We start from the raw sequence: 13,377 nt of genomic DNA on the forward strand, positions 1-13,377 counted from the left end.
AGGGGCACCGTACAGGGTTGTTCTGTTAGAGGTTTGGCCTTGTGCTCGCGTCTTGGCTTGGCGTGTTGGCGAGAAGCTTCTCCAGCTCTGGCTTTAGCAGGGCAAAGGCGCGCCCTCGATGACCGTGTTGTTTTTTGTGATCCAGAGTCATTTCAGCAAAGGTGAGTCCACTGTTTTTGACCTCGAATACAGGGTCGTACCCGAACCCTTGCGTCCCGCGAGCCCTGAAGGTGATCGATCCTTCGCAGTGCCCCTCCACTGCTGCCAGCACGCTGCCGTCAGGTGCTGCGATACACAGCGCCGCACTGAAGTGTGCCTGGCGGTCGTTGCGATCCCCCAACTCTCTGAGCAGGCGTTGAATGCGTGCTGGGTCCGAGTCTGCGTACCGCGCGGAGTAAACCCCCGGAGCACCGCCAAGTGCATCCACACTCAGGCCTGAATCATCAGCGAGTGCCCAATGGCCAGTGGCTTCAGCAACGGCCCTGGCCTTAAGGAGGGCGTTGTCGCGGAAGGTGATGCCGGTCTCTTCCACCTCGATCCCTTCGGGTTGTGGATCCACTTGCAGGGGCAACTGTTGCAGCAGGTTCGAAAACTCTCGAATCTTGCCGGCATTACCGCTCGCAATCACAAGAACGCGGTTGTTCATATGGCGGCTGCAAAAGTGCGGGCCCAGCTCAGAACCTCCTCAACCCGCGACGGGCTTGGGGCTTCGCAATACAGGCGAAGCAAGGGCTCTGTTCCAGAGAAGCGCAGCATCAGCCAATGGCTTGGGCCGAGCCTGAGTTTGACGCCGTCTGTGGTGATCACCTCGAGAACAGGGCATCCAGCGACTTCTTGGGGAGGCGTGTCAGCCAAAAGGGCTTCCAGCCGGCGGCGGGACTCCATGTCGGCGAGGCGGAGATCGAGACGGTCGTAGTGAGCCTCGCCACCACACCGCTCTTGGATGGTTTTCATGCGCTCGCCAAGGGGCTGCTTCCCTTCCACCAACGCTTCGAGCACGAGCACGGCGGCAAACAGGGCGTCCCGTTCTGGCAGGTGCATGCCAAATCCCACGCCGCCGGACTCCTCTCCGCCGATCAGCACCTCTCCGGCCAACATTTCAGCCGCGATGTACTTGAAGCCCACAGGCAGTTCAAGGACCTCCCGGTCTAGATCTTCCGCAACAAGGCGCATGAGGTCGGAACCGCTCACCGTTTTCAGCACCGATCCAGGCAGATTTTTGGCACGAGCCAAGTGATCGATCAGCAGTGGCATCAACTGCTGGGTGCTGCAGAACCGTCCGTTTTCATCAACGGCGGCAATGCGGTCGCCATCGCCATCAAAGACCAGGCCAACGGCATGGCGGCCATCTGCTTTTGAGGCTTTCACCGCTGCCATCAGTTCCCCAAGGTGAGGGGCCAGGGGTTCCGGCGCACATCCACCAAATAGTGGATCACGGTTGGTTCGGATCTCGGTGATCAGATCCTTGGCGTCGTCGCCCAATAGGTCTGACACGCAGCCGGCTGCCGAGCCATGCATGGGATCGACGAACACGTGGATCCCCATGGTCCGCAGGCCAACGGTCAGAGCCTGCAGGTCAAATTTGGTTCGCAATCCTGCGAGATGTTCTCCGCGGCCATCAAAACGTTCGCTACTGCCAGCCACCGGCACTGTGATGCCTCCAGCGGCCAGCCGTCGCTCCACCGCAGCAGTGAAGGTGCCCTCCACCGATCCACCAAAGGGGCCTTTGATTTTGAGCCCAAGCCATTCCGGAGGGTTGTGGCTGGCGGTGATCACAAGTGCTCCGAGTGATTGGCGTTCCACCACTGCCCAGCTGCAGGCCGGTGTGGGAACGGCCGTATCGGTGAGCAGCGGTTCCAGGCCGCAGCCGCGGACGGCTGCAGCTACAACTTCGGCGAGTTCAGGGGCGAGGAAGCGGCGGTCGTAGCCGATCACCACGGTGCGACTGTTTAAGCCTTGAGGTGCCTGGTGGGCGAGCTCCTGGGCTGCGGCGACGGCCACAGGAAGCAATCGCTCCACAGTGATATCCACCCCCAAAATCCCTCGCCAACCATCAGTACCAAACCGGATCGGAGAGGCGTCCAGTGGAAGAGGGGAAGACACCATGGGTTGCAATCGATGCACAGGATCTAGCAGCTGGCCGCCTTACCGTCGGTTGATGGGTGCCACCCCTCACGCTGACAAGCCACTCACCGACAGGTTGCTGCGGAGCTGGGTGCGCTGCCGAAGGAGGGCATGGCTCGACCGCCATGCCAATCCAGATGATCGCCTCTACACCGCGCATCGCACCTTGCAGTTGGATGACCAACAGCGCAGTTTTGTGGCCTTGCTGCCGGGAAAGCCAGGCCATGGCCTGTCGGCTTGCGAGCGCGGAGATGCCGGAGTTGTCGGGGTGAGGTTGCGCGGTGTTATGCCGGACGCCTCATCCCTAAAGGATGTGGCTCTAGAAGCCCATCCGCCTCTGCTGGAGAGGGTGAAAGGGGCGAGTCGTTGGGGGGACTTTGCCTATCGGCCCGTGATCGCTCGGCAGGGCCGCCGCTTAACCCGAGAACACCGTTTCCAGCTTGCTTTGGCTGGACGCTTGTTGGCTGAATTTCAAGGTGGGCCTGTGCCTGATGGCCTTGCCCTGGCAGGGTCGGGGCGACGTTTAGAGCGTGAGCGCTTACCGCTTGGCAACAGCTTGAATCGCCAGCTCGACGACTCTCTGCTGCGACTGTCAGCCGATCTGAACAGAACCGATCCGCCAGCTTTGACGGCAGATCGTCGCAAGTGCACCCTCTGCAGCTGGCGGGGGCTCTGCAACGACGTTGCGTCTCAAGAAGGGCATCTCAGTGAAGTGAGTGGAATTGGCGCCAAAAGGCGGGAGATGCTTCAAGACATTGGGATCCATAGCCTTCAGGCCTTGGCCGCAGCCAACCCCAAGGATCTCGCTGGGCAGCTCAAGAGCTTCGGCGAACAGCACGCGGCGATGGCGGCCCCTTTGGTGGCTCAAGCCCGTGTTCAACGCGATGGGGTTGTGGAGCGTCTTGATGCGCTTCCCGCCTTGCCTGAATTGCGGAATGCTCCAGGGGTGTTGCTCTACGACATCGAATCAGATCCGGATGCGCGCGATGACTTTCTGCACGGATTTGTCCGCTTGCCCAAGAACGGGTTGGCGAATGACGGAGTCTCTAGTTGGGATCTGACGCGTGCCGCCTACCACCCGCTGCTGGTGCTTCAAGAGCATGGTGAGAAGCGCTGCTGGCAAAGGATCCAGCGCTTTCTTTCCACCTATCCCGATTGGTTGATCCTTCATTACGGCGAAACCGAGTCGTTGGCCCTGTTGCGTATGGCCAAACGCCAAGGCGTTTCAGAGACAGAACAGAAAGCCCTGCGAGAGAGGTTGATTGATGTTCATGCCCGCTTGCGTGCCCATTGGCAACTTCCCCTTAGCAGCTATGGCCTCAAGGCCGTAGCGGGGTGGAGAGGATTCAAGTGGGGCCAGGCAGGAGTGGATGGAGCAAGGGCTCTGTTGTGGTGGCGTCAGTGGCATGGTGAGGGATCCAACGCGCGGGGTTCCAGTCATGCCTTGCGTTGGATCCTTACTTACAACCGCGACGATGGCTTGGCCACATGGGCGGTGGCGCAATGGTTGTTGAGTGGTGATCAACGCCCGAGCTAAGCGCGGGAGGGTGGCTCGGAAAAGGCCTGCGGTTTGAACAACTGAATTGTTCCTTGATCGCCTTCGAGAGTGAGTTGGGGATCTGCCAATGCTTGTCGGCGCACCAGGGCGAGGCCAATCCATTCCTGGGGCGACCCATCAGCAGACGCAATCTCAACAGCGGAGGTGATGACACCAGCGCGGTCCCCTTGGCGTCGCAGCACGCTTCCCCTCTCAGGGTGAGTCCCCTGAAGATCGCTGGAGAGGGCGCGCCAACTCCGCAGTTGCTGTTTGACTTCCCCTTTTGAAGCGAGCTTTGCCACCGTTTCCTGCCCCAGGTAACACCCTTTGTTGAGGTGGACCCAGGGGGAGAGGCCCAGTTCAAAGGGATTGGTGGTTCCATCCAATTCACCAGCACCGAGAGGCCACCCCTGTTCCAGACGCCAACGATCGAGCTGGTTGGTGTTGGCGGCCTCACTGGCGGGGAAGCGATCGCTTTGGTTTGGCTCATCCTCTGTCCAACACACATTGACCGGCTCCATCGGCTGGCCTTGAACCAGGAGCTCTTGTCTGCGTTGTTGGCGGGTCCCTTTGAGGCGGACGCGGTCGGCGGGAAAGATCACGCGATCGAACCCTTGGCTTACGGCATCCACCGCTCCAGCGAGAACGAGCACATCAGCACCTGTGGCGTCCATGCGGATTTCAAGCAGTGCCTGCACCCTTCCGGTGGCATCAAGCCAGCAGGCAGGAAGGGGATTACCGTCCTCAGCCTGCTGAACGTCGGCACTCGTCTGACCTTGAAGAAACGTGCGACTGCCACTCCCTTCGAGTCGCAGCACCGGGAAGTATTCATTCCAAAGGAGCCTTCTCATGCTTGGAACTCACGGGACTTGGCGGCCACCTCTTCCAGGCGATACAGGCTGTGTAATTCAAGGCCAGCAGCTTGCATCGCAGCAGCCCCTCCCTCTTCACGGTCAACAATCGTCACCACCCGATTCACGCTGTAGCCAGCAGCTCGGAGTTGTTCAACAGCCTTGATGGATGACCCACCGGTGGTGACCACATCCTCAAGAACGGTGATGAGCGCGCCCTGCTCTGGCAGGGGACCCTCCAGCCAGGCACCAGTGCCGTGGCCTTTGGCCTGCTTCCGCACGATCAGAGCATCCAGGGAGCGTCCTCCCTGGGCAGCAGCAAGGGCGACGCCACTCACGAGCGGATCGGCTCCAAGGGTGAGGCCGCCAACGGCTGCCGCATCGGCTTCCACTAGGGCCAACATTGCCGGGCAGAGCAGGGCTAGACCTGAGCCGCTCAAGCTGACCGGCTTGCAATTCACGTAGTGATCACTGCTGCGACCGGACGCGAGGGTGAAGTTGCCGTGGCGGTAAGCCTCCTTCGCTAAACGTTCCAGCAGGGGATCGTGTTCAAAAAGTTGAGACATCGGGGCTGGTGCGCAGCGAATCCTCTGCCTAGTTTGCGCGCAGTGGTGACGGATTTTGTGCGCAGGCTCCCGTTTGGTGTTCTGGTGATCATGGGCCCACTCGCTCTGTGGCAGGCGGACCCTGGTCATGCCAATCCTGTGGTTTGCGTGACGAGCCTTGAAGCTCCTGCGCCTGCAAGCAGTGGTGGCGAGGTCTTTGCTCCTGTTGAGGTGACTCGCTGTGGCCCTGTTAAAACAACCGACGCGATGGTCACGGAGCGGTTTTATACCTGGACGGCACCCTTCGCTCGTGGGGTGGATGTGATGCACCAGATCACCGACCTTCTTGGCATTGCCGTGGCGGGGCCTGAGGGCAACAGGGTGATGGGATTTGGCTTCCCCGACCAAACGATTGTTTGGGATGGATCTGCCTTGCAATCCACCTATCAGGTGTTGATGGAGGAGCAAAGTCCAGCGATTCCGTGGCGCACGGTGGATATTTCCAACGGGTTCACGAGCAGCTTGGCGGAGGAGGGGCAGGTCAGAATGCCAATCGAGCGAGATGATCCACCCCCTGCACCCATTCGTGCCTTGTGGTAAACCCGTGCTAACGCGGGGGTCTAGCAATCTGGTGAATGCAGCGAACTCATAATTCGCCTTAGCCGAGTTCGATCCTCGGGACCCCCATTCATTCTTGACTCATGCGCAACCTGCTGCTGATCGCGCTTTTGGTCTTACCGGCGTTTTTTGCAGCGGCTGAAGTTTCACTGCTGCGTTTGCGTCCGAGTCGCGTTCATGAATTGCGTGAGGAGGGCCAGCCCGGTGCTCTGGCGGTCGAGCGCCTCCAGCGCCGGTTGAGAAGGGCTCTGCTGATGACCCAGTTCGGGACCACCTTGTCGTTGGTGGCGCTCGGTTGGATTGCCAAAGGTTTTGGTCAGCGTTGGTGGCCGATGGACACACCAGCCGGTCGTTGGTGGGATCTGGCCTGGTTCCTTGTGTTGGTGGTCTTGGCCACGCTGCTGTCTGGGCTGCTCCCACGTGCTCTGGTCCTCAGCCGTCCTGAGCCAGCAGCCTTGCAATTGTCTCCTGTGTTGGAAACCACCATGCAGGTGTTGCGTCCCCTGCTGTCCTCCCTGGAAGTCATCGCCTCACTCCTGCTACGTCTTGTGGGCTTGAAGCCTCGCTGGGATGCCCTCGTGCCGGCACTCACAGCCGGTGAGTTAGAGACGCTCGTGGAGAGCGGGGGAGTCACGGGCCTACGGCCAGATGAACGCAACATCCTTGAAGGGGTGTTTGCGTTACGGGATATGCAGGTGAGGGAGGTGATGGTCCCTCGTTCTGGGATGGTCACCCTGCCGGTGGAGGTGCGTTTCGCCGAGTTGATGGAGGCCGTTCACCGCACCCGGCATGCGCGTTTCCCTGTGATTGGGCAGTCACTGGATGATGTTCGTGGTGTGCTGGATTTACGCCGGTTGGCTGAACCCATCGCCCGTGGCGAACTGCAAAAAGACTCCGCTTTAGAGCCTTATTTGAGTCCTGCAGAGCGGGTGCCGGAGACCAGCAATCTCGCTGAATTGCTTGCGATTATTCGATCTGGCCATCCGTTGTTATTGGTAGTGGATGAACACGGGGGCACCGAGGGATTGGTCACGGCAGCCGATCTCACGGGTGAAATTGTTGGGGATGAGCCAGAGCATGAAAGTGCCGAGCCAGACCTGCAGGCGATTGAGGGCCAGGAGGGTGCCTGGCTGGTTGCTGGCGATTTGGAGATCTTTGAGCTCAATCGCCAACTCGACCTTGACCTGCCTGAGGCCTCGGACCATCACACGCTTGCTGGCTTCCTGTTGGAACGCTTGCAGCACATTCCTGCCGCCGGAGAAGCGCTGCGGCACAACGGAGTTCAATTTGAAATCATCATGATGAGAGGCCCGCGCATCGTTCAGGTGCGACTGGTGATCCCTGGTGTGACGAATTGCTGAAGCGGTCCTAGCGGTTGATCACCGATAATTAGATCTGACCTGCATTCCCTCCGATGACCGACCCTATGGTTCCGGTAAAGGTCGGAGTAATCGGAATCGGCAACATGGGTTGGCATCACGCCCGTGTGCTCAGTCTCTTGAAAGACGCGGATCTGGTGGGCGTTTCTGATCCGGATGGGGAGCGTGGCGCGCTGGCCAAAGACCAATTTGCTTGCCGTTGGTTTGCGGATTATCGCGACATGTTGCCTGAGGTCGAAGCGGTTTGTATCGCTGTGCCAACCCTGCTTCACCATGCCGTTGGTTTGGCCTGTTTAGAGGCTGGACTGCACGTTTTAATCGAAAAGCCAATTGCGGCCAGTCAGGATGAAGCGGCTTCACTCAGCGAGTCGGCAAGTCGGGTGGATCGGCTGCTGCAGGTGGGGCATATCGAGCGTTTCAATCCTGCGTTTCGTGAATTAACCAAGGTGGTGGCGAATGAGGAAGTTGTCGTACTGGAAGCCAGACGTCACAGCCCCCATTCCGATCGAGCTAACGATGTTTCTGTGGTTCTTGATTTGATGATCCACGATTTGGATCTTGTCTTGGAACTTGCTGGGGCCTCTGTGGTGCATCTATCAGCGGCTGGTGGACGTAGTGCAGAAGGACCGATCGATTACGTGAACGCAACACTTGGATTCGACAACGGTGTGGTCGCAAGCCTGACGGCGAGCAAAATGAGTCATCGCAAGATCAGAAGCTTGAGCGCTCACTGCCGCGGGAGCCTGGTGGAAACGGATTTTTTAAATCACACCTTGCATATTCATCGGCGTGCGCATGAGTGGTATTCCGCTGATCACGGCGAGCTGCTGTACCGCAATGACGGTTTCATTGAAGAGGTGAGCACGACTTCGATCGAGCCGCTTTATGCCGAGCTGGAGCATTTTCTTCAGTGTGTTCGTGGACGTGAAACCCCCGCTGTGGACGGTCAGCAGGCATCAAGGGCCCTTCGTCTTGCCGATTTGATTGAGCAGGCTGTGGAGCGGCCAGGAGTTGGCATTGCTCTGGACGCTCCGATCTGATTTAGAGAAGACCTTCTTGTTCAGCCAGCTCCCGTAGCGCTTCGATTTGCCACTGGCGGCATTGCGCTGGAGAGGCTTTGTAAAACTGTTGCCAAGCGGCAGCTTTGTACTGGCTGTAGGTTCCAATGTCTTGTTGGGGATGGGTGCTTTGCCAGCCCACCCGAACGGCATGACCAATCACCACATCCAGTGCGATGTCGTCTTCAAAGTGCATGTCGGGGTTGGTCGTCGTAAAGGCCATCAGCGAAAGCAGGCTTTCAGAGCACAGTTGGCGGTATTCAGCGGCTTCAATGCGACTGAGCAGGTGCTCGACCTGAATGGCGAAGTTGCGTTCTCCTGGCGTTTTTTCGAGCACCAAGGCGCTGTTGAGCCGGTTGCGCCGCTCTAACTTGTCTCCAATCACAAGGCCGCGGCAGTGATGCAGTAAGGACCAGATGCCGGCATAGAACTCTTTCGGGACCTGCTGCAGGGAGCCCAGTCGCATCCGGTGTTGGAGCCAGTCCGATCCGCTGGGTCGTTCTTCAAGGGGCTCAGGCACGGTCCACTGCACATGGCCGCGCAGGTGAAGCAGCTCGCGTCGCTGTAGGGCTGCTCGGGCGTGGTCGACGTCATTTAGGAGTGCTTGAAGACGCAAACTGATCGCATGGGGGGCTTCGCTGCACAGGGCTTCAAAGGCTTCGTCCTGGCTGAGTTGGCGTTCGGATGCGAGCTCTGAGGTGAGCAGAAGCAGGAGTTGACCGAGCTGCAGGGTGAGCGTCCCCTTGAGTTTTTCCGGTTCTCGACGGGCAAGACCATCAAGAGCCACCAGCAATTCCTGTTGCAACATGCGCTCACGGCCGTCATTGCCACAGGTGCGTTCAATCAGGGCAGCGATCGCCGGGCTTGAGGCCGGGGCGCTGAGGCGAGAGTCGCTGGTGTAGTTCCTTCCTACGACCACTTGCTTCTGGCGGCTGAGCAGGTCGATGACAGCATCCTCGAGTTGGGGATGGACGAGCCCCATCGCGCCAGCGCAACGGCGAGCTACGTTCCAGTCCTCCTGGCTGAGCCCGCGGTGGTAAATCTCCTCGAGCAGGGTGATCAGCTCAATCGGTGTTCCTTTCGGGCCGCTGAGGATCGCTCGATGACCGAGTTGACGCTTCAGCAGTTCAAGCACTTCGGCTTGTTCCCGAAGTGAATGGCTGCTCCAGAGACGATCACGGAGTTGAGCGAGGGGGATGTCATCGAGCTCCTGCTCCTGGGCTGCGGTGAGGTCACTGAAGTCGGTGGAGTCCTGCAAATAACGCGCAGCGTCGCTGCGTTGATGGGCATGGTTCCTGGGTGTTGCGGCTGGCAGCGTCACCCATTGAGCGCTGTGGGCGAGTGTTTCAAGGTCGCTGAAGCAAACGGGAACATCTTCAAGCTGTCCTGAGTGCAGACGCGTGGTGAGATCCTTCAGCAGCTCTGGATTGTTCTCCAGCAGGGCGGCTTCAATCGGGATCAATAAGAGCGGAGAACCCTCTCCGCGCCAGTGCCGCTGCAGCAGGTGCAGTTCATTGAGAACCGTTTCCATCAGCTGGCGTGGGTCATGACTCACGAAAAAGGTGTCTTCTTCCAAGACAGCCGGCAGGACGGCAAGCTGCTCGTCGCCCTGCCTATAGAGGCGGGCTGTATCCGAGGTGTCGGCTCGGAGCATCGGTAGACCGCTCAAGCGGAGAGCCTCATCGCCTCCGACGGCGCTGAGGCGATCGTTGAGGTTGCTGGATGGCACGACCTGGATGGGGCAGGCCTCCGGATCGCTCACTGGCAACCCTTGTGCCTTGAGTTCGGTTGCGAGTGCGCTGCTGGTTGGTGCAAGGGCAACCAGGACCTGTTCGGCGCCGATCTCGGCCTGAAATCTGCGCCCGCAGGGATCAAGGTCCGCTGGCTCGATCAGTCCTTCCATCAGCATCTCCCCGAGCCAGGCAAGGCTCTGGGTCCAGAGCAGAGGCACGTTGTCGTTGGCTAGTCGTTGTTGGCTTCCCGGTGCCCGTCGTTCAAGTTCGATCGCACTGTCTGGAACCAAATAGAGCTCTGGGTAGAGCTGTTGGCCCTGGCGTTCGACCTGCAGGATTTTGAGCCGTTCTTGCCAGTAATGCGCGTCGGTCCAACGCTCTTCACAGCAGGCTGTGAGCTGCTCATAGGCCAGGAAGAGAGGCCACTCCGATTCCACGCCTTCGAAGTTGACCAGTTCGGCCCGTTCGTAATGCAGTCGACTGACGTCCTCTACAACGGTTTGATGACCGTCCCGGCGGAAGCGTTTGTATCCGTAGGGGCCTCCTAGCTCCCGCCGGATTCGCTGGACGGTTCGCTCCACCAGGTCTCGCTCCTCCACCGCCCAGGCTGGGTAGCCGATCACAGACAGACAAGCGCTGTCGACTTCTTTGCTAGCCGATTCCCTTGGCAGCAGTCCTTGGAGTGCCCGGCGCAAGCGGACGACAGCGCCTTGAGGCACCAGCACTTGCACCGATCCATCGCCGTGGGAACTAAACAGATCCACGCCATCGAGGGCTTCTAGTGCCGCTTTGGCCATGCCAATGGAGCTGGCGTTGCGTTCGGGTAATCCTTCATTCCCCTTGTCCCCACGCTCCCAGATTCCGTAGTCGGGCACGCGGTAGGCCCGGGCTACGTAGTAGACGAGGTTTTGGATGAAAGCCACTTCGTGGCGGTTGCGAATCACGGCGATCCCGCCGCGGCTCAGTTGCGCTAATTGCAACAAAAACAGAGAGGTCGCATCGAGCTGCAGATGCCCCCAGCCGTCATCGGCAACCACCTGATCGCCATTGGCGCTGTTGTATTTGGCATGCAAGGCGTCGAGTGGATCGAGGCTGTATTTAAAGCGCTCCACTTTTGAGGCTTGGCGCATCATGCTGTTGAGCAAGCCGCGCATCAGCCCCAGAACTCGTTGTTCGAGTTCCCAACTGCGTTGGGTGGTGCCCCCGTGCTGGCGACGATGGGCGATGGCCAGGCCCCAAACGCACTGAATCGAGTACACGCAGTCGCGAACCCAGGCGTCTCCGTAATTTCCGTGCACGGTGTTGGCCGTGCTGGCTGGAAGCAATCCGCTCACTGGATGCTGACGTTGCAAAACCACCGTTTCGATGGCTACATCCAGGCTCTTGAGTTTTTCAAGGCGTAGCGCGTGTTGCTCCTGAGGGTTCGGATGCGACAAAACCGTGGCCTTCCAGGGGACCGGATCTAGATTCTCCCTCGCAGTCGAGTTAGGGATGGACATCACCAGCACCGGTCCGCGTGATCAACGTCGCTTCCAAGTGCTTGGGGTGCCAGTAGATGCGTGTCGCGATGTCACTGCAGCAGCCATTGGTGTGCATGCCGATGGGGGAGGTCAGATCGTGACCCTGAATGCCGAGATGACGATGGCAGCACGAGCCAACCCTCGTTTGGGTGCAGTGATTGCTGACGCCGATCTGGTGGTCCCCGATGGTGCAGGCGTTGTGTGGGCTCTTCGTTTACAAGGCGTACGCGTTCGCCGAAGCCCTGGCATTGAGTTGGCGTGGGAACTATTGGGTTACGCCGAGGCCCATGGTTGGTCTGTGGCACTCGTGGGTGCTGCGCCGAAGGTGATGGAACGCTTGTGTGATCGCTTGGTGGTGGAGCGCCCTGAACTGCAATTGGTGCTGGCGCAACATGGCTATCTCAGCGAGGAGGATTGGCCCGAGCTCGAAGCAAGCTTGTGCGAGCTCAACCCTGACTTGGTGCTTGTGGCGCTCGGCGTTCCCCGTCAAGAACTTTGGACACAGCGTTTAAAAGCCACGCAAACCGGTGTCTGGATGGGGGTTGGCGGCAGCTTTGATGTTTGGGCTGGCCTCAAGGAACGAGCGCCACAATGGGCAAGCCGTTTCCAAGTGGAATGGCTTTACAGGCTCGCACAGGAACCAAGCCGCTGGAGGCGTTATCTCGCACTGCCCCAGTTTGTTTGGGCTGTTTTGGTCAGCGGAAGCCGACGGAAGCCTGCCAAACAAAAGCAAGCAACAGGAAAAACAACGGAATGATCGGCAGGATGTCGATCAGCGGACCGAAGGCTTGATAGGCCTCAGGTAACTGGGCCAGCAAATCGAGGGTGTAAGCAGCCATCCCGGCGAATTCATGGTCGGAGCTCGGACGCTACCACGTGTGATGGGCTATGGAGCTCGGCTCCCACGGAGCGAAATCCTCTGAAAAGCAACCATCACGAATGGCTTGCCCCATCGCGGTGGTGAATCGGATCAAATGGGTGAGGTTATGGATGCTCAAGAGCGTGAGGCCGAGCAGTTCCTCACTACGAATTAGATGATTCAGATAGGCACGGGTGTGCTGGCGGCAGGCGATGCAGGGGCAGCTTGCGTCTAACGGCGTGTGGTCGTGCCGGAACCGAGCGTTGCGCAGGTTCCAGCGCTCGCCCCCAACCAGTGCCGTTCCATGCCGTCCAAGACGGGTGGGCAGAACGCAATCAAACATGTCGATTCCATTGGCGACAGCGACTGCCATTTCACGCAGGGTGCCAATGCCCATGAGGTACCGGGGGCGATCAGCGGGTAACAGGGGTGTGACCTGGCGCACGATCTGATGCATCTCCTCCACCGGTTCGCCAACGCTGACGCCGCCGATGGCGATGCCGGGGAGGTTGAAGTCCGCCACCGTTCGCGCGCTCAGCTCCCGAAGGTGGGGGAAACAACCACCTTGCACAATCCCAAACAGAGCTTGATCGTCGCGTTGATGGGCGTCTGCACAGCGGCCTAGCCAGGCGTGCGTGCGCCGGCAGGCCTCCGCGACATCGTTTTCTGTGGCTGGATAGGGCGGACATTGATCGAAGGCCATGGCCACATCAGCGCCAAGGCGCATTTGGATCTGCATCGACCGCTCTGGGGTCAGCAAGATGCGGCTGCCATTGCGAGGGTTGCGGAAGTCCACCCCTTCGTCGTCAATGCGGTTGAGGTCGCCGAGGCTGAACACCTGGAAGCCACCGGAATCGGTGAGCATCGGACCGTCCCAGCCCATGAACCGATGCAGCCCCCCGGCGTCAGCAACGATCTCCTCTCCAGGTTGGAGATGCAGGTGATAAGTGTTGGACAGCACCATTTGGGCGCCGGTCTCTGCCAATTGGGAGGTGGTCACCCCTTTCACGGTGCCCAGCGTGCCCACGGGCATGAACCGTGGCGTCATCACGGGACCGTGAGGTGTGTGGAAGCATCCACAACGAGCGCCCGTGTTGCGGCAAGTGGCCTGAATCTCGAACTGGAACACAGGCCCTCCGTGCAACGCATCAAT

Annotated in this window: 12 protein-coding genes and 1 tRNA gene; 6 read left to right on the forward strand and 7 right to left on the reverse strand. The window is 59.5% G+C overall.

Annotated elements, in window-relative coordinates:
• Positions 1-25: 25 nt before the first annotated feature.
• Both rdgB and SynSYN20_RS01565 read right to left on the reverse strand, forming a co-directional pair.
• Positions 26-646 (reverse strand): RdgB/HAM1 family non-canonical purine NTP pyrophosphatase, encoded by a 621-nt coding sequence (gene rdgB / locus SynSYN20_RS01560; RefSeq protein WP_186524461.1) that lies wholly within the window; start codon positions 644-646, stop codon positions 26-28.
• Complete coding sequence (locus SynSYN20_RS01565) at positions 643-2,106, reverse strand: phosphoglucomutase/phosphomannomutase family protein (protein ID WP_186524462.1); 1,464 nt, start codon at positions 2,104-2,106, stop codon at positions 643-645. Before SynSYN20_RS01565 ends, rdgB begins: the two co-directional genes overlap by 4 nt.
• A 52-nt stretch (positions 2,107-2,158) precedes the next feature.
• Here SynSYN20_RS01565 and SynSYN20_RS01570 point away from each other — a divergent pair, with 52 nt between their 5' ends.
• Positions 2,159-3,661 carry a TM0106 family RecB-like putative nuclease gene (locus tag SynSYN20_RS01570; protein ID WP_186524463.1) on the forward strand — a complete coding sequence of 501 codons (1,503 nt, stop codon included), beginning with the start codon at positions 2,159-2,161 and terminating at the stop codon, positions 3,659-3,661.
• On the opposite strand, the gene SynSYN20_RS01575 is transcribed toward SynSYN20_RS01570, so the two are convergent.
• Together SynSYN20_RS01575 and pyrE are read right to left on the reverse strand one after the other, a co-directional pair.
• Positions 3,658-4,512: a folate-binding protein YgfZ gene (locus tag SynSYN20_RS01575; RefSeq protein WP_186524464.1), complete on the reverse strand. Its 855-nt coding sequence runs from the start codon at positions 4,510-4,512 to the stop codon at positions 3,658-3,660. The two genes, SynSYN20_RS01570 and SynSYN20_RS01575, sit on opposite strands and share 4 nt — an antisense overlap.
• The gene (gene pyrE, locus SynSYN20_RS01580) at positions 4,509-5,078 is read right to left on the reverse strand and encodes an orotate phosphoribosyltransferase (protein WP_186524465.1); all 570 of its coding nucleotides are present in this window, start codon (positions 5,076-5,078) and stop codon (positions 4,509-4,511) included. The genes SynSYN20_RS01575 and pyrE overlap by 4 nt, the downstream gene beginning before the upstream one ends.
• Positions 5,079-5,168: 90 nt before the next feature.
• On the opposite strand from pyrE, the gene SynSYN20_RS01585 reads away from it, so the two are divergent.
• The 4 genes from SynSYN20_RS01585 (at position 5,169) to SynSYN20_RS01600 (ending at position 8,094) form a co-directional block, all read left to right on the forward strand.
• Positions 5,169-5,657: an occludin/ELL family protein gene (locus SynSYN20_RS01585; RefSeq protein WP_186525374.1), complete on the forward strand. Its 489-nt coding sequence runs from the start codon at positions 5,169-5,171 to the stop codon at positions 5,655-5,657.
• Positions 5,658-5,671: 14 nt separating this feature from the next.
• Positions 5,672-5,744, forward strand: a tRNA-Ile gene (locus SynSYN20_RS01590).
• 14 nt (positions 5,745-5,758) lie between these two features.
• Positions 5,759-7,036, forward strand: a complete 1,278-nt coding sequence (locus SynSYN20_RS01595) for a hemolysin family protein (RefSeq protein ID WP_186524466.1) — start codon at positions 5,759-5,761, stop codon at positions 7,034-7,036.
• 53 nt (positions 7,037-7,089) lie between these two features.
• Positions 7,090-8,094, forward strand: coding sequence for a Gfo/Idh/MocA family protein (locus SynSYN20_RS01600; RefSeq protein WP_186524467.1), 1,005 nt, complete (start codon positions 7,090-7,092; stop codon positions 8,092-8,094).
• Between the two features lies 1 nt (position 8,095).
• Here the strand turns inward: SynSYN20_RS01600 and SynSYN20_RS01605 are convergent, their stop codons facing one another.
• On the reverse strand, positions 8,096-11,344 hold the full coding sequence (locus SynSYN20_RS01605) for a glycoside hydrolase family 15 protein (RefSeq protein ID WP_255476329.1): 3,249 nt from the start codon (positions 11,342-11,344) through the stop codon (positions 8,096-8,098).
• Here SynSYN20_RS01605 and SynSYN20_RS01610 point away from each other — a divergent pair.
• Positions 11,337-12,122 carry a WecB/TagA/CpsF family glycosyltransferase gene (locus SynSYN20_RS01610; protein ID WP_186524468.1) on the forward strand — a complete coding sequence of 262 codons (786 nt, stop codon included), beginning with the start codon at positions 11,337-11,339 and terminating at the stop codon, positions 12,120-12,122. The genes SynSYN20_RS01605 and SynSYN20_RS01610 overlap by 8 nt on opposite strands.
• Here SynSYN20_RS01610 and SynSYN20_RS01615 read toward each other — a convergent pair.
• On the reverse strand, positions 12,061-12,204 hold the full coding sequence (locus SynSYN20_RS01615; RefSeq protein ID WP_006853705.1) for a photosystem II reaction center protein K: 144 nt from the start codon (positions 12,202-12,204) through the stop codon (positions 12,061-12,063). The two genes, SynSYN20_RS01610 and SynSYN20_RS01615, sit on opposite strands and share 62 nt — an antisense overlap.
• Before the next feature lie 30 nt (positions 12,205-12,234).
• Positions 12,235-13,353, reverse strand: coding sequence for a tRNA guanosine(34) transglycosylase Tgt (gene tgt, locus SynSYN20_RS01620; protein ID WP_186525376.1), 1,119 nt, complete (start codon positions 13,351-13,353; stop codon positions 12,235-12,237).
• Positions 13,354-13,377 lie beyond the last annotated feature (24 nt).

The organism is Synechococcus sp. SYN20 (genome assembly GCF_014279555.1).
In the GTDB taxonomy this organism is placed as follows: Bacteria; Cyanobacteriota; Cyanobacteriia; order PCC-6307; family Cyanobiaceae; genus Synechococcus_C.

Excerpts from the sequence above, each read along its gene's own strand:
- rdgB (WP_186524461.1), bottom strand. The coding sequence starts at position 646 with ATGAACAACCGCGTTCTTGTGATTGCGAGCGGTAATGCCGGCAAGATT.
- SynSYN20_RS01565 (WP_186524462.1), bottom strand. The coding sequence starts at position 2,106 with ATGGTGTCTTCCCCTCTTCCACTGGACGCCTCTCCGATCCGGTTTGGT.
- SynSYN20_RS01570 (WP_186524463.1), top strand. The coding sequence starts at position 2,159 with ATGGGTGCCACCCCTCACGCTGACAAGCCACTCACCGACAGGTTGCTG.
- SynSYN20_RS01575 (WP_186524464.1), bottom strand. The coding sequence starts at position 4,512 with ATGAGAAGGCTCCTTTGGAATGAATACTTCCCGGTGCTGCGACTCGAA.
- pyrE (WP_186524465.1), bottom strand. The coding sequence starts at position 5,078 with ATGTCTCAACTTTTTGAACACGATCCCCTGCTGGAACGTTTAGCGAAG.
- SynSYN20_RS01585 (WP_186525374.1), top strand. The coding sequence starts at position 5,169 with ATGGGCCCACTCGCTCTGTGGCAGGCGGACCCTGGTCATGCCAATCCT.
- SynSYN20_RS01595 (WP_186524466.1), top strand. The coding sequence starts at position 5,759 with ATGCGCAACCTGCTGCTGATCGCGCTTTTGGTCTTACCGGCGTTTTTT.
- SynSYN20_RS01600 (WP_186524467.1), top strand. The coding sequence starts at position 7,090 with ATGACCGACCCTATGGTTCCGGTAAAGGTCGGAGTAATCGGAATCGGC.
- SynSYN20_RS01610 (WP_186524468.1), top strand. The coding sequence starts at position 11,337 with ATGGACATCACCAGCACCGGTCCGCGTGATCAACGTCGCTTCCAAGTG.
- SynSYN20_RS01605 (WP_255476329.1), bottom strand. The coding sequence starts at position 11,344 with ATGTCCATCCCTAACTCGACTGCGAGGGAGAATCTAGATCCGGTCCCC.
- SynSYN20_RS01615 (WP_006853705.1), bottom strand. The coding sequence starts at position 12,204 with ATGGCTGCTTACACCCTCGATTTGCTGGCCCAGTTACCTGAGGCCTAT.